This is a genomic window from Actinomadura chibensis NBRC 106107, from assembly GCF_001552135.1.
In the GTDB taxonomy this organism is placed as follows: Bacteria; Actinomycetota; Actinomycetes; order Streptosporangiales; family Streptosporangiaceae; genus Spirillospora; species Spirillospora chibensis.
This window is the reverse complement of record NZ_BCQP01000086.1, coordinates 1-17,234: the sequence shown is the minus strand read 5'-3', so window position 1 is coordinate 17,234 and position 17,234 is coordinate 1. Positions and strand designations below refer to the sequence as shown.

General features: G+C 73.8%; 17 protein-coding genes and 1 pseudogene. 12 read left to right on the top strand and 6 right to left on the bottom strand.

Going from position 1 to position 17,234, the window contains the following annotated elements; genetic code table 11:
• Window positions 1–29 precede the first annotated feature (29 nt).
• Window positions 30–656 (top strand): TetR/AcrR family transcriptional regulator, encoded by a 627-nt coding sequence (locus ACH01S_RS39085; RefSeq protein ID WP_083981651.1) that lies wholly within the window; start codon window positions 30–32, stop codon window positions 654–656.
• Here the strand turns inward: ACH01S_RS39085 and ACH01S_RS39080 are convergent.
• Window positions 653–1,873 (bottom strand): MFS transporter, encoded by a 1,221-nt coding sequence (locus ACH01S_RS39080; RefSeq protein ID WP_067904703.1) that lies wholly within the window; start codon window positions 1,871–1,873, stop codon window positions 653–655. The two genes, ACH01S_RS39085 and ACH01S_RS39080, sit on opposite strands and share 4 nt — an antisense overlap.
• 158 nt (window positions 1,874–2,031) lie before the next feature.
• Between ACH01S_RS39080 and ACH01S_RS39075 the strand changes: the two genes are divergently transcribed.
• The 4 genes from ACH01S_RS39075 to ACH01S_RS39060 all read left to right on the top strand — a co-directional run bounded on the left by ACH01S_RS39075 (window position 2,032) and on the right by ACH01S_RS39060 (window position 5,098).
• Window positions 2,032–2,289 carry a polyprenyl synthetase gene (locus tag ACH01S_RS39075; RefSeq protein ID WP_148344031.1) on the top strand — a complete coding sequence of 86 codons (258 nt, stop codon included), beginning with the start codon at window positions 2,032–2,034 and terminating at the stop codon, window positions 2,287–2,289.
• A complete protein-coding gene (locus ACH01S_RS39070; protein ID WP_067904699.1) occupies window positions 2,282–3,271 on the top strand; it encodes a polyprenyl synthetase family protein in 990 nt (329 codons plus the stop codon). The genes ACH01S_RS39075 and ACH01S_RS39070 overlap by 8 nt, the downstream gene beginning before the upstream one ends.
• The gene (locus tag ACH01S_RS39065) at window positions 3,264–4,505 is read left to right on the top strand and encodes an oxygenase MpaB family protein (RefSeq protein ID WP_083981650.1); all 1,242 of its coding nucleotides are present in this window, start codon (window positions 3,264–3,266) and stop codon (window positions 4,503–4,505) included. Before ACH01S_RS39070 ends, ACH01S_RS39065 begins: the two co-directional genes overlap by 8 nt.
• Before the next feature lie 134 nt (window positions 4,506–4,639).
• Window positions 4,640–5,098 carry a hypothetical protein gene (locus ACH01S_RS39060; protein ID WP_067904696.1) on the top strand — a complete coding sequence of 153 codons (459 nt, stop codon included), beginning with the start codon at window positions 4,640–4,642 and terminating at the stop codon, window positions 5,096–5,098.
• Between the two features lie 142 nt (window positions 5,099–5,240).
• Here the strand turns inward: ACH01S_RS39060 and ACH01S_RS39055 are convergent, their stop codons facing one another.
• Window positions 5,241–5,870, bottom strand: coding sequence for a hypothetical protein (locus ACH01S_RS39055; RefSeq protein WP_067904694.1), 630 nt, complete (start codon window positions 5,868–5,870; stop codon window positions 5,241–5,243).
• A gap of 141 nt (window positions 5,871–6,011) precedes the next feature.
• Here ACH01S_RS39055 and ACH01S_RS39050 point away from each other — a divergent pair, with 141 nt between their 5' ends.
• The 3 genes from ACH01S_RS39050 (at window position 6,012) to ACH01S_RS39040 (ending at window position 9,323) form a co-directional block, all read left to right on the top strand.
• Window positions 6,012–7,250, top strand: a complete 1,239-nt coding sequence (locus tag ACH01S_RS39050) for a sensor histidine kinase (protein ID WP_067904692.1) — start codon at window positions 6,012–6,014, stop codon at window positions 7,248–7,250.
• Window positions 7,247–7,921, top strand: coding sequence for a LuxR C-terminal-related transcriptional regulator (locus ACH01S_RS39045; protein WP_246236401.1), 675 nt, complete (start codon window positions 7,247–7,249; stop codon window positions 7,919–7,921). The genes ACH01S_RS39050 and ACH01S_RS39045 overlap by 4 nt, the downstream gene beginning before the upstream one ends.
• Before the next feature lie 97 nt (window positions 7,922–8,018).
• A complete protein-coding gene (locus ACH01S_RS39040; RefSeq protein ID WP_148344032.1) occupies window positions 8,019–9,323 on the top strand; it encodes a hypothetical protein in 1,305 nt (434 codons plus the stop codon).
• A gap of 4 nt (window positions 9,324–9,327) precedes the next feature.
• On the opposite strand, the gene ACH01S_RS39035 is transcribed toward ACH01S_RS39040, so the two are convergent.
• Both ACH01S_RS39035 and ACH01S_RS39030 read right to left on the bottom strand, forming a co-directional pair.
• Window positions 9,328–9,855, bottom strand: a complete 528-nt coding sequence (locus ACH01S_RS39035; protein WP_067904685.1) for a helix-hairpin-helix domain-containing protein — start codon at window positions 9,853–9,855, stop codon at window positions 9,328–9,330.
• Window positions 9,856–9,864: 9 nt separating this feature from the next.
• A complete protein-coding gene (locus tag ACH01S_RS39030; RefSeq protein WP_067904682.1) occupies window positions 9,865–11,718 on the bottom strand; it encodes an AMP-binding protein in 1,854 nt (617 codons plus the stop codon).
• A 367-nt stretch (window positions 11,719–12,085) separates the two neighbouring features.
• On the opposite strand from ACH01S_RS39030, the gene ACH01S_RS39025 reads away from it, so the two are divergent.
• Window positions 12,086–12,448 (top strand): RNHCP domain-containing protein, encoded by a 363-nt coding sequence (locus ACH01S_RS39025; RefSeq protein WP_067904680.1) that lies wholly within the window; start codon window positions 12,086–12,088, stop codon window positions 12,446–12,448.
• A 7-nt stretch (window positions 12,449–12,455) separates the two neighbouring features.
• Window positions 12,456–12,854: an RNHCP domain-containing protein gene (locus tag ACH01S_RS39020; protein WP_067904678.1), complete on the top strand. Its 399-nt coding sequence runs from the start codon at window positions 12,456–12,458 to the stop codon at window positions 12,852–12,854.
• A gap of 54 nt (window positions 12,855–12,908) precedes the next feature.
• On the opposite strand, the gene ACH01S_RS46440 is transcribed toward ACH01S_RS39020, so the two are convergent.
• Window positions 12,909–13,559: a WD40 repeat domain-containing protein gene (locus ACH01S_RS46440; protein WP_255220386.1), complete on the bottom strand. Its 651-nt coding sequence runs from the start codon at window positions 13,557–13,559 to the stop codon at window positions 12,909–12,911.
• A gap of 18 nt (window positions 13,560–13,577) precedes the next feature.
• A pseudogene (locus ACH01S_RS46435) lies at window positions 13,578–14,519 on the bottom strand (protein kinase domain-containing protein); the annotation flags it as partial.
• Between the two features lie 458 nt (window positions 14,520–14,977).
• Here ACH01S_RS46435 and ACH01S_RS39010 point away from each other — a divergent pair.
• Both ACH01S_RS39010 and uppS read left to right on the top strand, forming a co-directional pair.
• Window positions 14,978–16,081: an undecaprenyl diphosphate synthase family protein gene (locus ACH01S_RS39010; protein WP_067904673.1), complete on the top strand. Its 1,104-nt coding sequence runs from the start codon at window positions 14,978–14,980 to the stop codon at window positions 16,079–16,081.
• A 53-nt stretch (window positions 16,082–16,134) separates the two neighbouring features.
• Window positions 16,135–17,019 carry a polyprenyl diphosphate synthase gene (gene uppS, locus ACH01S_RS39005; protein ID WP_067904670.1) on the top strand — a complete coding sequence of 295 codons (885 nt, stop codon included), beginning with the start codon at window positions 16,135–16,137 and terminating at the stop codon, window positions 17,017–17,019.
• Window positions 17,020–17,234: the final 215 nt, after the last annotated feature.

The window sequence follows — 17,234 nt, the reverse complement described above, 5'->3', positions numbered from 1 at the left end:
GCATTGGTTACAGCTTGTAGCATGGGCCCGTGAGCGAGAGGGAGTCCCGGGGGGCCGCCGCGGGATTGCGCGCGGCGGGGGTCGCGCGGACCCGGAGCGCCATCGTCGCCGCGGCCCGCAAGAATCTGATCGAGGTCGGCTACCACCGGCTGAGCCTGGAGCAGGTCGCCGCGGACGCCGGAATCACCCGGGTCACCATCTACCGCCAGTTCACGTCGAAGCTCGGGCTGCTCGAAGCGGTCGCCGACGACCTGGCCCAGCGCGCCCAGGTGGTGCGCGGCCTGGAGACCGCCTCAGCCATGGCCGACCCGGCCGCCGCGTTCCGGGCCATGGTCGCGGAGCTGTGCCGGTTCTGGGGCACCGATCCCGACCTGTTCCGCAGGCTGATCGGCCTCGCCGCCGTGGACCCGGCGGCCGGGCGGGTCGTCGGGAGCCGGGAGCAGTGGCGCTACGACCAGGTCACCGCGTTCGTCCGCAGGCTGGCCGACGACCGGCGCCTGCGCGGCGACGCCGACATCGACCGGTCCGTCACCGCGATCGGGACCGTCACCGGGTTCGTGCCGTGCGACGAGATGGCGACCCGTCTCAAGGTCCGCCACGACCAGGTGGACGGCCTCGTCATCACGCTGCTCAACGGGGTCGTCCGCCTCGACTAGGACGGGGTGGCCGCCCCGCGCGGGGCCGTGATCCACCAGACGGCGAGGGCGGCCGCGGCCAGCCCGGCGCCGAGGAGGCAGATCCCGGACCACCCGGCGGCGCCGTAGACGAACGCGGCCGACGCCGACCCGGCCACCCCGCCGAGGAAGAACGCGAGCATGTAGGCGGTGTTGATCCGGCTCCGCGCCTCCGGGTCCAGCGCGAAGACGGTGCGCTGGTGGTTGATGTGGGCGCCCTGGAAACCGGCGTCGAGCAGCAAGATGCCGACGACGAGCGCGGCCACCGAGGTGCCGCCGAGGGCGAGCGGCCCCCAGCTCGCGAGCGCCACGGCCAGCGAGACCGTGACGGTGCGGCCGCTGTGGCCGCGGTCGCCGAGGCGTCCCGCCAGCGGGGCGACCGCCGCTCCGGCGACGCCGAAGAGCCCGAACAGGCCGATGGTCGTCGCCTCGTAGTCGTAGGGCGGGTCGGTGAGGAGGAAGGCCATCGGCGTCCACAGCACGGTGAAACCGGCGAACTGGAGGAAGGCCAGCATCATGCGGCGGCGCAGCTCCGGCTCGGACGCCACCAGCGCCGGCACCGACCCGAGGAGGGCGCGGTAGCCGCTCCGCCGCGCCGGCGGCGAGGGCGGCAGTACCCGGTTCAGCAGGACCGCGAGGACGGCCATCAGCGCCGCCGCGATCACGAAGATCAGCCGGAACCCGGCCAGCCCGGCCGCGAACCCGCTGAGCGTGCGCGCGGAGAGCGTGCCGATCAGCAGGCCGCTCGTCACGAAGCCGACGACGTGCCCGCGCTCGTCGGGCCCCGCCAGGGAGGCGGCGAGCGGGATCAGGATCTGGGCGCACACCGACATCATCGCCAGCCCGGCCAGCGCCAGGGCCAGCACGGGAAGCGCCGGCGCGGCTGCGCAGCCGAGGGCCACCGCACCGGCGAGCAGGAGCATGACCGTCACCAGCCGGCGCCGCTCCAGCAGGTCGCCGAGCGGCACGAGCAGCACGAGGCCGACCACGTAGCCCACGTTCGCGCCGGCCACCAGCAGGCCCGCCGCCGCGTCGGACACGCCGAACTCGTCGGCCACCAGGCCCAGCAGCGGCTCGATGTAGAACCGGTTCGCGACCGCCGCGCCGACCGCGGCGGCCAGCAGGACCATCAGCAGCCGGGACATGCGGTCCCGTCCGGGCTGCTCGGCTGTCGTCACCCGCTGCTGACCGGCGGCCATCCGGACACCTCCGATGATACAAGTCGTTTCATTGGATACTCGTTGTATCACGAACCGGCGGGGGCTCTCACCAACAGGTGAGGTTCGTAATGCGGTCATTGCAGGAAGTAATCGAAAGTGGGTTGATATAGCTGACGGTGTTAATCCGATGACTGTGGGTGGCGATGGTGCGAGGCGAGGATGCCAGGGCGCACGACGAGGTGCTTCACCTGGCGGCCGGGGCGGCCGATGTGGTGCTGGGCGGGATGCGGGGCCTGGTCCGCCGCCTTCCCGGGCTGGGCGAGGTCCGGCAGGAGCTGCGGACGCGGGGCGAGCTGGCGCTGCGGCGGAACGCGCAGGCGCCGTCGGCGCACATGGAGGTCCTGGCCCGGCGGGTGAGCGAGCGCGGCGCCCGGCCCGGGCGGGACGATGGGTGACCTCCGGGTCCGCGTCGACCGGGCCTTACAGGAGTTCGTCGAGTCCGAGATCGCGGCGCTGACGGCGCTGGACGACGAGCTGGCGCCCGTGGCCGAGCAGTTGCGCGCCTCGGTCGCCGGGGGCAAGCGGATCCGCCCGGCGTTCTGCTACTGGGGGTGGCGGGCGGCCGGGCAGCCCGACGCCGACCAGATGGTGCGGGCGGCCGCGGCGCTGGAGCTGGTGCACGCGGCGGCGATCGTCCACGACGACATCATCGACCGGAGCCCGCTGCGGCGCGGCCGGGTCACCGCGCACGCCAGGCTCGGCGACGGCCTGGCCATCATGGTCGGCGACCTGCTGCTGGCGTGGGCGGGCGAGCTGTTCCACACCTCGGGCCTGCCGCGCGCGTTCCTGGCCCGGGCCGTGTCGGCGTGGACGGCGATGGGCCGCGAGCTGATCGCGGGCGAGTGCCTGGAGATCCTGCGGACCGGGGCCGCGCCGGACGTCGGCCTGTCGCTCCAGGTCGTCCGGCTGAAGACCGGCTCGTACACGATCGAGTGGCCGCTGCGGATCGGCGCCGTCCTCGGCGGCGCCGCGCCCGGGGTGCTGACCGCGCTCGCCGCGTACGCCCGGCCGCTGGGCGAGGCGTTCCAGCTGCGCGACGACCTGTGGGGCGTGTTCGGCGACCCCGCCGAGACCGGCAAGTCGGCGCAGGACGACCTGACCGGCCGCAAACCGACCGCGCTGCTCGCGCTCACGCTGGAGCGGGCCGACGGCGGCGACCGCTCCCAGCTGCGGGAACTGCTGAAGGAGCCCGTCCCGGCGGACGAGACCGCGCGGATCCGCCAGATCATGGACCGCTCGGGCGCCCGCGACCAGGTCCGGCAGATGATCGACGACCGTGCCGCCGCGGCGCGGGCGGCGCTGGCACGCGCCCGCCTGCCGGCCGAGGCCGCAGCCGCCCTGACCCGACTGATCACCGAGGTGACCGCTGATGTCTGAAACCGCCGCCCAGACCGCCCCGTCCGCCGAACCCGGCCCCGCCGCCGACCCCGGCCCGTCCGCCGAACCGGGCCCGGCCGCCGGGAACGGGCGGTACACCGACGCCTACCTGGACTCGCTGCGCCTCAAGGGCGACGAGCTCGCCGACGCCACCGTCGACGCCCTGTTCGCCAGCGGGGAGGTGCCCAGGTTCAACACGCTGATGCGCTGGTTCACCACCTCCGGGCAGGAGCTGCCCGCGGGGCTCCCGGCCGCCGCCCGCGACTACCTGGAGGCCACGGCCAGACCGCCGGAGTGGGTGGACTGGGCGATGATGGAGCAGGCGCGGCAGTTCTTCATCGACAACGACGTGCACATCTCGACGGCGCTGTCGTTCGCGGCCATGCCCGCGTGCTACATGATCCCGCACGGGGCCCGGCTGCTGTCGGCCACCCACTCGCTGGACTACCCGGCACGGCGGATGGCGGAGACCGGCCAGTTCACCGTCTACCTCATGCAGCCCGACGCGTTCGAGGCGGGCGGCCGGTTCCTGCCCGCCGCGCAGAAGGTCCGGCTGCTGCACGCGACCATCCGCCGCCACCTGCGCGAGGGTGGCCACTGGCCCGAGCCCGTGGCGATCTGCCAGGAGGATATGCTCGGCGCGCTGATGATGTTCAGCATCCAGGTCCTGGACGCCCTGCACCGCCTCGGCGTCCACATCACCCCGGGCGGCGCCGAGTCCTATTACTACGCGTGGAAGGTCGTGGGCACGATCCTGGGCTGCGACCCGGACGACATCCCGCCCGACCTGGAGGCCGCGCGCGAGTTCTCCGACCGGTACATGACGCGCTACATGGGTCCGTCGCGCGAGGGCGTCCACCTGACCCGGCAACTGATCGAGATGTACGAGGAGGTCGTCCCCGGCACCCTGCTGGACCCGATCGTCCCGGCGCTCATCCGCTACCTGGTCGGCGACACGGCGGCCGACTGGCTCCAGGTCCCCCGCTCCTCCTTCGACACCCTCATCAAGGCCGCGCCCGCCCTGCTGGGCGTCATCGAGCGCTTCGAGGACCGCGGGCCCTGGGCGGCCCAGATGTCCGACCGGCTCGGCCGCCTGGTCACCCATTTGGAATTGTCCTCACTGACCCGCGGCCGCGTCATGCACTACGCCATTCCCGAAGAACTGAAGCCCGCCCACGGAATCCCCACCCCCGCCGACCGCTGGACCCCGCCCCCGCCCATCGACCACCTGTAGCGAGTCGGTTCCCGGATCCCGTCAACCCTTTTGCGTCCGCGCGCAAGCGTGTGGTGCGGCCGAGCCGTGTCCGGCGATGCTCGAAGCCCGCCGCACAACGGCGGCGGACCACAAAGGGGAAGGGGGAGAAAGGCATGAAAAGCCTACTTTCACGACGGGTCGGGACGAGCGCCGCGGTCTTCGCGTTCGGCGCCGCGATGGCGGCGGGCGGGGCGACCGCGGCGAGCGCCGCGAGCACGCCGAGCACGATTAGCGCGCCGAGCACGGCGACGTCGGCCCGGCAGGACGCGGGCACGGCGGTCGCGGGCACGGGGGCCTGCACGACCGGCATGGTCTGCCTGTGGGGGAAGCCCAACTACGATCCGCCGCTGGTCACGCGGAGGCCGCCGGTCACCCGCACGTACTGGGACGTGGGGACGATCGGGGCCGTGTCCGGCTACAACGCCACCGAGCAGGGCCAGATCCTCTGGAAGAGCGTCGAGGGCTGCAGGAGCCGCACGGGCCCGAACGTCTACATCCGGCCGTACACCAAGTTCTCGGACATCAGGCCGAGGCTCGGGTGGCGCGGCGGGTTCTGCCTCACCCACTCGTGATCGCGCCCGCCCGGACGGAATAGCGGTCGCGCCGAGGTGATTCGCGGGGACGCTTAATGGGGGTGCCGGACCCCGACCTGGAACGAGCTCGAACGCTCGATCTCCAGGGCACCCTCATTCCGTCCCGTCCACCCGGAAAGCGTCAGCGCCGACCGTTCTGGGCGACGTATTGGGCGACGGCCTTGGCGAGGAAGGGCTCCAAGGGCTGCCCGGCGGCGGGGTCGTCCGAAAGCAGAAGCGGCGTGGCGTTCTCGCCCTTGCCGAAACAGGCGATGCGCCCGGTCTCGACGCCCGTGGCCGGGTCGAGGACGAACGGATTCCCGTCCGCCCACATCACCTGCTGGTCGGCCGCGAGGCCCGTCCGGAGCCGCGCCTTGCGCAGCTTCTTGTTCTTCTGCGGGTTCTGCGAGAGGGGGTAGTCGGGCAGCAGCGGCTGCAAGCGGGCCGCCGGGTACGCGCGGGCCTCGGCGTCCAGCGCGAAGGGCCCGAGCGGCCAGCGGCGGCCGACGACCACGACGCGCCCGGCGAGGACGAGTCCCCAGAGCTCCAACCGCTGGTTGGGCTTGCGCGCCTCCAGCACGGGGACGGGCGGGACGCCGGCGTCCCGAAGGTGGCGCGCCGCCGCCGACAGCAGGTCCTGGACGCGGGCGACGACCCGCTGCCACTCGGGGAGTTCGCCGTGCCGCCGGGCGGTCTCACGCGCCGCGTGCGCCGCCGCCCGCGCGTCGATCCTGCGCCGCTCGGCCGACACCAGATCATCGAAGTCGGACACGTCGCCGTCCTCTCACGTCGCGGGCCTGGGAGCACCGCACGCACGGCGGCCGGCCCCTAGACGATCGCACACCCGGGCAAGGCGGCGCCCCCGGGAAATGCCGGGTGGTGCGGGCGAAACCGGATCGTGGATCATTCCGGCATGAAGCTGATCGGCGGGCTGGCGGCGCCCGCGCTGCCGACGACCCCGGCGGGGGTCGAGCTGTGCGCGGTGGCGGTGTTCGCGGGCGTGCGCGTGGTGAACCTCGCGCAGTTCGCCGTCGCGTCCCCGGTCGCCCTGCGGGAGGCGACCGCGCCGGTCCTGCTGCTCGCGGTCCTCGGCGGCTACCTGGCCGAGTCGGCGGCGATCGGCGCGGTCGTGGTGCGCGCCCGCGCCTACCGCGACCGCCGCTGGGGCTGGGCCGACACGGTGACCGCCGGGGCGGTGCTGCTGGCCCAGCCGCTGTTCACCGCCGCGCCCGACCGCACGGGGAGCTGGACGGCGTGGGGCTTCGCCTGCACGTTGAGCACCGCCGTGGGAGCGGCGGTCGTGTTCACGCGGCGGCGGCACGTCGCGGCCGCCGTCGCCGTGCTCGCCGGGTGCTACCTCGCCGCGACCCTGCCGGGGGCGGCGGAAGGCTCGGCGGCGACCGCGCTGGGCAACGCGTTCGCCTACGCCGGGTTCGCGGTGCTGGCCCGGCTCCTGGTCGGCTACCTGCGGCGGCTGGCGGGTGACGCGGAGCGCGCGCGGGCGGAGGCGGCGCGGGCGGCGGCCGAGGCGGCGCGGCTGCGGGAGCGGGAACGGCAGCAGCGGCTCCTGCACGACAACGTCAGCGTGCTGCGCCTGTTCGCGGGCGGAGGCGTCCCCGAGGAACTGGACGGGCCGCTGCGCGAGCGGGCGGCGGCGCTGGCCAACCGGGTCCGCGCCTTCCTGGGCGACCCGGCGGGCGACCCGGCGGCGGGCGCGGGCGAGCCCGCCCCGTCGCTCGTCTCGGTGCTGCGGGCGGCGGTCGGCGACTACCGGGACCTGCCCGTCGAGACCAGCCTGGACCTGGCCGACGGCGTCCCGCTGCCGGAGCCCGCCGCCGGGGCGGTCCGCGCGGCCGTGGGCACCCTGCTGGCGAACGTGCGGATGCACGCGGGCGCCTCGCACGTCGTCGTGCACGCCGACGCCGATCCCGCCGGAGGCGAGTGGGAGGTGACCGTCGCCGACGACGGCCGCGGGTTCGACCCGGCCGCGACGCCGCGCGGGTTCGGGCTGCGCGTCCAGGTCGAGCGGGCGCTGGCGGCGCACGGGATCGCCGCGCGCGTGGACTCGGTCCCCGGCGACGGGACGCGGGTCACGCTGCGCGGCCCCCTGCCCGCCTCCGCGCAGGACGCCGAGCCGGAGGGCGCGCCGTGACGGGCGGGCCGCGCGTGCGGGTCGCGGCGATCGACGACGACACCCTCATCCGGGACGGCCTCCGGGTCCTCGTGCCGGGCCTGGACGTCGTGGCCGCGTGCCGGGACGTGGCGGAGTTCCTGGCCGTCCGTCCGCGCGTGGAGGTGGTCCTGCTCGACCTCACGCTGACCGGCACCGCGACCGATCCCGTCCTCCAGGGGACGGACGCGGTGGCGGCGCTCGCCGCGGACGGGTGGCGGGTCCTCGTCTACACCAACGAGCGGCGCCGCGCCGTCCTGGTCGCGTGCCTGAACGCGGGGGCGCGCGGAATCGTCCACAAGGCCGAGCCGCTGCCGGTGCTCGGCGCTGCCGCCGCCGACGTCGCGGCCGGGCGGATCGTCATCACCCAGGCCCTGACCGGGCTCGCGGAGCTGGCCGGACGGCGCGGACGCCTGCCCGGCCTGTCGCCCCGGGAACGGGACGTGCTGGCCGGACGGGCGCGCGGCGAGTCGTTCCGCGGCATCGCGCGCCGCCTGTTCATCACCGAGAAGACCGCGGCCGGATACATGGACCAGGTCAAGCACAAGTTCGCCGCCTACCTGCGCGAGCATTCGCCCGCGGACCTGGAGCGCGCGCTCGGGCTGGAACCGTCCGGGCTCGCCGACCGGCACCCGCGCGACGCGCCTCCGTAGCCCTCCCGCGCTTCACGCACCGGCTCCCACCCATTTCGCCATCGCCATCCCCACCCCGCCGACGCCTCGTCCGCGGACCGTCAGCGCAAGGAGCCGCATGCCGTCCTCAGCCCTTCCCCGTCCGCGGCGCGGCGCCCCCGGGTGGCGCGGCCCTCTCGCCGTGGGAGTGCTCGTGATCGCGTTCCTGTGCGTCCTCGCCCCGGCCGCGCGCGCCGACGCCCCGCCGCTGCGCGCCACCCCCGCGCACCCGACCAACCGCGAACCCGTGACGATCAGCGGCAGGTTCGAGGGGGCCGCCCCGGGCCTCAGCGTCCTGCTGCAACGCGAGGACGGCATGTTCGGCGGCGAATGGGCGCCCGCCGCGTCGACCACGACGCGGAAGGGCGGTTCGTTCGCCTTCCGCCTCGGCCGCGTCGACGGCGACGAGACGTACCGGGCGGTGCTGTCCGGCGGCGGGACGCGCCGCAGGCTCTCCAAGGAGTTCGAGCTCGGCGTCCGGTACGAGTCGGTCGACCGGCGGTGGGTCCGCGGGGACGCCGCCGGAAACCGCGAGACGCTCTTCGCCTGCTTCGACTCGGACGGCGACGAGTGCGCGAGCGACGACGACGCCAACGCCTCCCCCACCTGGCTGATCGGCGTCCTCGTCCTGTGCCTCCTCGGCGGCGCCGCGCTGGTGGTGTGGGGCGCGATGGCGCTGCCCAAGAAGGTGAGGGCTCCGGCGGCCGTCGGCGGCCTGGTCGCCTGGGTGCCGCTGTTCCACAACCTGGCCTTCGGCTACGCGATCCCCCGCGTCGGGATGGAGCACAACGCCATCCTCGTCACGTTCCTGTACCCGCTGTACCTGCTCGTCCTGCTGTTCGGCGTCGCCGTGATGGTCGGTTACCCGTTCCTCATGGCCGGGCTGATGCGGGCGGACGTCATGCCGCACGGCCGTCCGGGCCGGGCCGGGCTGTTCGGCGTCGTGCTCGCCGTCCTCGTGGTCTGGGGGGAGGTCTACAGGCGCGCGCCCGCCGTGGCGGCCGGGCCGTTCGAGGTGAGGACGCGGTGGCTCAACGACGCGGTGCACACCTGGACGCTGGAGTGGCCGCTCTCCGTGCTCTGGGCGGTCCTGGAGTTCTTCGCCACGCCGGCGGGGCTCGTCTCGTTCGGCGCGCTGGCCCTCGTGTCCGTGCTGCTGCCCGCCCCGCGCGGCCTGGCGGGCACGACCGCGCTGGCGCTGGCGCACGGCACGGCCGCCAACGTGTCGGCCGTCATCGTGGGCAGCGCCGCCGTCGCCGTCATCTCGATCGTCGCGTTCGCGGTCCTCGTCCTGGCGGCGGTCGTGCTGATGGCCTACGTCATGTTCTCCATCCTGGTGGCCTTCACGACCGCCGCCATGCTCGCCTACCTCTTCAAACGCTGAACCTTCACCGGGCTCGGCCGAGCGCTTCGCGGAGGATGCGGACGGCCCTCGGCCCCACTCCGTGCAGTGCCAGCAGTTCGGCGTCGGGCAGGGCGGCGACCTGGGCGAGGGTGGTGATGCCCGCGCCGCTCAGGGCCCGGGTGGCGGGTCCTCCGATGGCCTTGGGCAGGTCGCCGACCTCGCCCGGCTTCGCCCTGCCCGCGGCGGCGACCCGGGCCGCCAGCGGCTCCGGCGCGTGCGCGAGCCAGGCGCGGCGCACCCAGTGGTTGAGCTGCTGGCCGTTGACGTCCCCGATCGGGATGCGCACGCCGGTCGGCGCCGCGCCCTGGGTCAGCGGCCGCGCCGTCGGATGTGCGGCGAGGGCCTCGCCCGCGTCCGGCGCGGGGAGCCGGAGCTCCACCGCGCCGTTCTCGTCCACCGACGCGAACCGCTTCCCGCCCACCGTGAACGCGACGATTCCGGACTCGACGACTTGCTCAGCGGTCTCGGGATAGGAAAGGGCGGCCTTGCGGAGTTGGGCGAGAGTCGTCATGGGCCCAACCTAGCCGGGCGGGTGCAGGCGAACGTCGGCGACGACATCGAGGCCGGTGCCATTGGACAGCCAGGCGCGCAGGTCGGAGCGTTTGATTTTCTTGGACGCCGTGTAGGTGAGCGCGCGGACGAAGACCAGCCGGTTCAGGCGGGCCCATTCGCCGATGCGCTCGTCCACCAGGCCGCGCAGTTCGCGGGCCAGGTCCGCCGGGTCGGAGTTCTCGTCGCGCACGACGACGAACGCGACGGGCACCTCCGTGTAGAACGCGTCGGGGGCGGCGACGACGGCGCTGCGTTCGACGGCCGGATGGTGGCCCAGGACGTGTTCGACGTCGATTCCGGAGAGGCTGTCGCCGCCGACGTTGATGATGTCGTCGGTGCGCCCGGCGATCCACAGGTAGCCGTCTTCGTCGACGCGTCCGGCGTCGGAGGTGTCGTAATAGCCGGGGAAGTTCGTGAGGTAGGTGTCGATGAATCGCCGGTCGTCATTCCACAATGTGGTCAGGCAGCCGGGCGGCAGTGGCAGTTTCACGGCGAGGTGGCCCCGCTCCCCCGCCGGTAATGGTCGGCCGTCGTCGTCCAGGACCTCGATCCGGTAGCCGGGCAGCGGCCGGGCCACCGAGCCGGGCTTGACCGGCAGGAGGCCGGAGCCCAGGCAGTTGGACGCGATGGGCCATCCGGTCTCGGTCTGCCACCAGTTGTCGATGACGGGGCAGCCGAAGTACTCGCCCGTCCAGGCCATGAGGTCCGGCTCGACCCGTTCGCTGGCGAGGAACACCGCGCGCAGCGGCGAGCCGTCCGCCCCGAACGGCCGAGGCCGGGGGGACGCCCGGCGGATGCGGCGCAGCGTCATGGGCGTGGTGAAGAGGACGCCCACCCCGTACTCGGAGATGATCCGCGGGAACGCCGAGGAACCGGAGGCGTCGACCGGCGGTCCCTCGTGGACGACGGTGGTGGCGCCGCTGACGAGCGCGCCGTAGACGGTGAACGAGTGGCCCATCACCCAGCCGGGGTGCGAGTCGGTCCAGAAGACGTCGCCCGCGCCGACGCCGAAGACGTTCTCGACGGCCCAGCGCAGCGCGGTGAGGTAGCCGCCGGTGTCGCGGGTGACGGCCTTCGGCCGCGCGGTCGAACCCGAGGTGTAGAGCAGGTAGAGCGGGTGGACGGACGGCACGTGGACGAGCCGCGACGGCGCCGCCGCCGACTCGGCGACGAGGGCGCTCCAGTCGAGGTCGCGTCCGGCGGCGAGCGTCCACCGGCCCGCCTCCGGGCGCCGCAGGACCACGATGTGGCGCGGCCGGTGGGCGGCCCCGGCGAGAGCGCCTTCGACGAGCGGCTGGTAGTCGGCGGCGTCCGGCCCGTCGAACCCGCCGGACGCGGTGAGGACGATCGAGGGCCGGGCATCGTCGACGCGGTCCCGCAGCACGCTCACCGGCACCGACGTGACCACCACCGAATGGGTGAGCCCGAGCCGCGCGCAGGCGAGCATCGCGACGACGGTCTCCGCGATCGCGGGCATGAAGATCAGTACCGTGTCGCCGGGGGTCGGGCGGAGGCCGTCGAGGGCCGCGGCGAACGCCACGACCTCCCGGTGCAGGCGGCGGTAGGTGTAGACGTCCTTGGCGCCGGTCCGCGGGCTGTCGAAGATCAGCGCGGGGGTGTCGCCGCGGCCTTCGGCGAGGTGGACGTCCAGGCAGTTCTCCGCGGCGTTGAGCGTCCCGTCCGGAAACCAGCGGTAGAGCGGAGCCTCGGACGCGTCCAGCGGCTTCCCCCACGGCTTCTCCCAGACGAGCTTTCCCGCCTGACGCTCCCAGAAGGCCTCGGGGTCTTCCGTCCATTCGGTGCGGGCCTCTTCGTACGACATCCGGCGCCCCTCTCCACAAAGTGGTGACACCTGTCGGTAGCACACCGCCGGGGGATCCGGAACCGTCCTCCCGGCGGCCCGACCCGCCCGCGGCGGACGAGACGGCGAAAAATCGTTGGATCGGCTGGTCCGGAGGTTGTTAGGGTCGGGGAGTCCTATTGGTCATGGTCGGCTTCCGTGCCTAGAGAGTCAGGTTTTATGCCCCGGTCAGCGCCGAGCGCGCTTACCCATGCCCTGGGCCGTTCCTGCCTCTGAGAGTCCTCTCCCCGGCCGGACGGCCAGGGTCGCTGTGCGCGGCGATCCAGCAAGGCGCGTTCGGCGCTTCCTTGCTGCTGTTCCATGACCGATCGGCAAGGAGGACCCTGCTGTGTCCAAGGACGTCTCACGCTCCGTACTCAGCACCGAAACATTCGACTGCGTTCGCTGCGGCCTGAACGTGGCGGCGCTCGCCCCGGACGGCGCCCGGCGCAACCACTGCCCGAGCTGCCTGCACTCCCGGCACGTCCTCGACCGCGAGGGCGGACGGCCGCGGTGCGGGTCGCAGATGGCGCCGATCTCGATCGCGGTGCTGCGGAACGGCGACTGGATGGTCGTCCACCGCTGCACGCGGTGCGGCGAGCTCACGTCCAACCCGATCAGCGGTGACGACAACCAGTTCATCCTGATGCGGATGGCCGTGCGGCCGCTGGCGCAACCGCCGTTCCCGCTCGAACCCTTCGGCGATCTCTGAGGCGCGCGTGCCACGGCGAAAACACCGAAGGGAAAGAGTCCAGCGGCGCAAGGCCGGGCCGACCGGGCGGCGCGACGCGTTCCGGTGCGTCGGCTGCCGCCTCGACGTCCCGGCGGGCGCGCCGGGGACCGAGCACCGCAACCACTGCCCGCACTGCCTGACCAGCCTGCACCTCGACGGCCTGACGCCGGGCGACCGGCGGGCGGGCTGCGGCGGGCGGATGGTCCCGCTCAGCCTCACCGTGCGGCCGGACGGTGAATGGATGCTCATCCATCACTGCCTGTCGTGCGGCGGGCTGAGCGTCAACCGCATCGCGGGCGACGACAACGCGCTCGCCCTGCTCCGCATCGCCGTGCGTCCCCTCCGGGACGAGCGGCTGCGGGCGGGCCTGCGAAGGGTCGGCTGAAACACGGTGGGCGCCCTCCGCCACGGCGGGGGGCGCCCACCCGTCGAGGGCCGCTCAGCCCAGGGTCCAGGTGCACGCCATGTCGTCCCCGGTGGCGGCCAGGACCTTGCCGTCCGGGCTGAACGCCACGCCGTGGGCGTACTCCTTGAACCGTCCCTTGAGGGTGAGGACGCTGCGTCCGGTGGCCGCATCCCACAATCGGACCGTCTTGTCTCCGCTCCCGGTGGCGATGGTCATGCCGTCCGGGCTGAACGCCACTCCCCTGATGCCTTCCGTGTGGCCCCGGAGGGTGGCGGTGGGGCGGCCGGTGGCGACGTCCCAAAGCCGCACCGTCTTGTCGTCTCCGGCCGTGGCGAGGGTCTTACTGTCAGGGCTGAACGCCACGGCGTACACGATGCCCTTGTGGCCTCGGAGGGTGGCCGTGGTGGTGCCGCGGGCCACGTCCCACAGACGTGCGGTGCCGTCGGCGCTGGAGGTGGCGAGGGTCCTGCCGTCCGGCGCGAACGCCACGGACTCCAGGAAGCTGGTGTGGCCGATGAGCGTGGCGGTGGTGCGGACGTCGGCCACCTCCCACAGCCGCACCGTCGCCTCACCGGCGGCCGTGGCCAGGGTCCCGCCGTCCGGGCTGAAGGCCACCCCGTTGACCGAGTACTTCTGACCGGTGAGCGTGGCCGTGCGGCGGGCGGTCGCGACGTCCCACAGCATCGCCGCGTCCGAGCCGGTGGCGAGCGTCCTGCCGTCCGGGCTGAACGCCACGGACTGGACGAAGGAGGCGCTACCGGTGAGGGTGGCGACGGCGCGGCCGGTGCTCACGTCCCACAGCCGCGCCGTCTTGTCGCCGCTGCCGGTGGCCAGGGTCCTGCCGTCGGGGCTGAACGCCACCGAGGTCGCCCATTCGGTGTGACCGGTGAACGTCCGCGCGTCGGTCGCCGTCCGGACAACATGCGGACTCGGGGAGGACGATTGCGGCACCGCGCCGTTGCGGCTGGCGGCCCCGGCCGGTTTCGCCGACGGTTCGGGCCACAGGGCCGCCGTCACGCCAGTACCGGCGGCGACGGCCGCGAGGGCGCCGAGACCGCCGAACAGGACGGTCCGCCGGGACCACCGGGCGGGGGTCCCGGCCCGCTCCGCCGGGCGGGTCGGGTCGACCGACGCCGGGCCGGGCAGCGTCGTCTCCACGGCGGGAGGCACCGCGACGGTGTCCTCGGGCGGGGCCTCGCTCGGAGGTTCGGCGGGCGGAGCCGGGGTCTGGAGATCGGTCAGGACCCGGGCCAGCGCCCGGCCCGCGGCCCCGGCGTCCGGGCGCCGGGCGGGGTCCTTGACCAGGAGCGCGTCGAGGACGGCGGCAAGCGGCCCGGCGTGCTCCGCCGGGCGGGGCTCCCCCGTGAGGATCGCGGCGTACACCGCCGTCAGCGTCGGCCCGTCGAACGGCGGGACCCCTTCGACGGCCGCGTAGAGCGTCGCGCCCAGCGACCACACGTCGCTGGCCGCCACGGGACGGCCCTCGATCTGCTCGGGCGCCATGTAGCGCGGCGTGCCCATGGCCATGCCGGAGAGCGTCAGCACGGTGGCGTCGGCCATGCCCGCGACGCCGAAGTCGGTGATGACCGGACGGTCCCCGGCCAGCAGCACGTTGTCCGGTTTGAGGTCGCGGTGCAGGACACCGGCCGCGTGCGCCGCCGCCCATCACGATCGCCGGTGCGCCCTGATGCTCCACCACGTCGTGGACGGTGACGATCCCCGGATGGTTGAGGCGGGCCGCGGCGCGGGCCTCGCGCATCATCCGTCCGATCAGCAGTTCGCGCTGCTCGTCGGCGACGCCCGCCGGAAGGAGGATCTCCTTGACGGCGACCTCGCGGTCGAGCACCTCGTCGCGGCTGCGCCAGACCCGCCCCATCCCGCCCAATACCGGCCTGGCTCGCCTGGGCAACCACCATGGGTACGGGACGGCATCGGGCGCACCGCGCCATGCACTATGTCACTCGTCCGTTACCGATTGCAGTGGTGTGACTGTCGGTAAGGGGGCGTGATTCCCACGGGTGGGCTAGATGGCAGGAATATCGGCCCTTTCCTAGCCTCGTAGCGAGCGGCTATTTACGGTGCGTAGCCAACCTGGAGGTCGCATGGCGTCGCCCACCCTCCCCGGACACGTCGTCGTCATCATGGACGGCGCCGCCCACTGGGCCCGCTACCGCGGCCTGGCCCTCTCCCCTGACACCGTGCCGGTGGACGCGGCGTTGGAGGCGGTGGTCGACGCCGCACTCCAGCAGGGCGTGTCCTTCCTGACGCTCGTGCCGCCGCCCGAAGCGGAGGAGGACGCGGCATGGATGCTGGTGGACCCCCTGCTGGACGTCCTCGGCGCGCAACGCCTGCACCGCCAGGGCGTCCGGATCAGGACGCTGGGCGACACGTCCGGCCTCCCCGAGGAGACGGCCGCGCGACTCGTCCGGGCCGGTGAGCTCCCGGACGGCGGCACCGCGCTGCACCTGACCGTGGCCGTCGGCCATGACGGCCGCGCCGAGCTGCTGGACGACGTCCGCGCTCTGCTCGCCGCCGGGCGCGGTTCCACCTCCGACGCCCTGCACCGGCGACTGCACGGTGACGATGGCCTGCCCTTGGTCGATCTGGTCATCCGGACCGGCGGCCAGCACCGCCTGTCGCACGTGCTGCCCTGGCACTGCGCCGACGCCGAGCTGATCTTCCTGGACGTCCTGTGGCCCGACTTCACCACCGAGCATTTCCGGCGGGCCCTGGAGCTCTACCACCTGCGGCGGCGACACCAGGAGGAGTGGCACCCGTCCGGCGACCTCCACGGCGCGGGCGCGTCCCGCCTCGACGCACCCGACCTGGCGCCGTTCGAGGCGGACCTGCACGACGCCGGTCCGATGCGCGCGGCCGTGGCCGGGGGGCGGGAGGGAATGGACGGGCGCCGGATCGTCCCGTCCCTGACCGGTGTCGGCGGGCTGGTCACGCTGCCCGTCGCGGTCACGGTGCATCTCGGCGGCAACCTGGTGGACAACCTGCACGACACGGCCCGGTTCGCCAAGGCCCGCCTGGCTCGGGCCCTGCTCGGGCATCCGCAAGACGAGGCCGCGGAACGCGTCCCGATGCCCGGCGACCTGGCGGGCCCGGTCACCGACCCGGGCTGCGGGCGCACGTGGGCGGCGGCGTCCGAGACGGTGACGTCCGCGGGGCCGGGCGGCCCGTCCGGTCGGCCGGGGCCGTGATCCGCGCGCCACGCTCTCACCGCCGCCGCGCGGCGGATCGGCGAGGAGAGTAGATGACGTCCGCGAACACCGTCCGGCACGTGGCCTGCATCATGGACGGCAACGGCCGCTGGGCCGCGAACCGCGGACTGGAACGCATACACGGTCACCTGGCATCCATGCCCGCGCTGGAAGCGGTCGTGGACGCCGCGCTCGCCGAAGGCGTGCCCTGGCTGACGTTGTTCGCCTTCTCCACCGAGAACTGGTCGCGTCCGGCGGGCGAGGTCGGATTCCTGATGGGCGCCCTGGCCAACAGGATCATCGACAACAGCCTTTCCCGCTTTCACGCCAAGGGAGTGCGGGTGCGGATGCTGGGCGCGATGGAAGGCCACGTCTCCGACGACCTGGTGGCGAAGATCCGGCACGCCGAGGAGATCACCCGCGGCAACGCCGAACTGAACCTGACCATGGCCGTCGGCTACGGCGGCCGCCGCGATCTGGTGCACGCCGCCCGCGCGCTGGCCGCCGCCGGGATCCCGCCCGACGACATCACCCCCGAGGTGTTCGCCGCGCACCTCCAGGACCCCGACCTGCCCGACGTGGACCTGCTGATCCGCTCGGGCGGCGAGCAGCGGCTGTCGGACTTCCTGCTCTGGCACTGCGCCCACGCCGAACTGGTGTTCCTGGACGTCCTCTGGCCCGACTTCCGCGCCGAGCACTTCCGCCACGCCCTGGAGGTCCACCGGCGGCGCCGCCTCGGCGACGTCGCCGCCCCGCGGGCCGCCGCCGGGGGCGGCGCGGTCGTTCCCAAGGTGATCACCCTGCCCGGCGTCATGGCGCTCCACCTGACCGGCGGGCTGCTGGGCACCGTGCGCGGCACGATGCGCGCCGCCGCCACCCACCTCGGCGCCGCCCCACCCCCGCCGGGCCCTCCACCACCACCCGGCCCGCCCCGCTGACCTGGGCGCTCGCCTTCTTGGCGGTGGCCGTTCATGTGGCGGCCGCGGGCCTGTTCGCGATCGCCGCGTTCCTTACGCCCGCTCTTGCTTATGGCTCCGCCCTCCTGTTCGTCGCATGAGCGAGGGTGACTCGGAAGGTCGTGTGTTCGTCGGTGATGAGTTCGGCGTGGCCGTGGTGGGCGGTGGCGACCGCTTGGACGATGGCCAGGCCGAGG

Coding starts and splice junctions, on each gene's coding strand:
- ACH01S_RS39080 (WP_067904703.1), bottom strand. CDS start 1,873: ATGGCCGCCGGTCAGCAGCGGGTGACGACAGCCGAGCAGCCCGGACGG.
- ACH01S_RS39070 (WP_067904699.1), top strand. CDS start 2,282: ATGGGTGACCTCCGGGTCCGCGTCGACCGGGCCTTACAGGAGTTCGTC.
- ACH01S_RS39065 (WP_083981650.1), top strand. CDS start 3,264: ATGTCTGAAACCGCCGCCCAGACCGCCCCGTCCGCCGAACCCGGCCCC.
- ACH01S_RS39060 (WP_067904696.1), top strand. CDS start 4,640: ATGAAAAGCCTACTTTCACGACGGGTCGGGACGAGCGCCGCGGTCTTC.
- ACH01S_RS39050 (WP_067904692.1), top strand. CDS start 6,012: ATGAAGCTGATCGGCGGGCTGGCGGCGCCCGCGCTGCCGACGACCCCG.
- ACH01S_RS39040 (WP_148344032.1), top strand. CDS start 8,019: ATGCCGTCCTCAGCCCTTCCCCGTCCGCGGCGCGGCGCCCCCGGGTGG.
- ACH01S_RS39035 (WP_067904685.1), bottom strand. CDS start 9,855: ATGACGACTCTCGCCCAACTCCGCAAGGCCGCCCTTTCCTATCCCGAG.
- ACH01S_RS39030 (WP_067904682.1), bottom strand. CDS start 11,718: ATGTCGTACGAAGAGGCCCGCACCGAATGGACGGAAGACCCCGAGGCC.
- ACH01S_RS46440 (WP_255220386.1), bottom strand. CDS start 13,559: ATGCTGTGGGACGTCGCGACCGCCCGCCGCACGGCCACGCTCACCGGT.
- ACH01S_RS39010 (WP_067904673.1), top strand. CDS start 14,978: ATGGCGTCGCCCACCCTCCCCGGACACGTCGTCGTCATCATGGACGGC.
- uppS (WP_067904670.1), top strand. CDS start 16,135: ATGACGTCCGCGAACACCGTCCGGCACGTGGCCTGCATCATGGACGGC.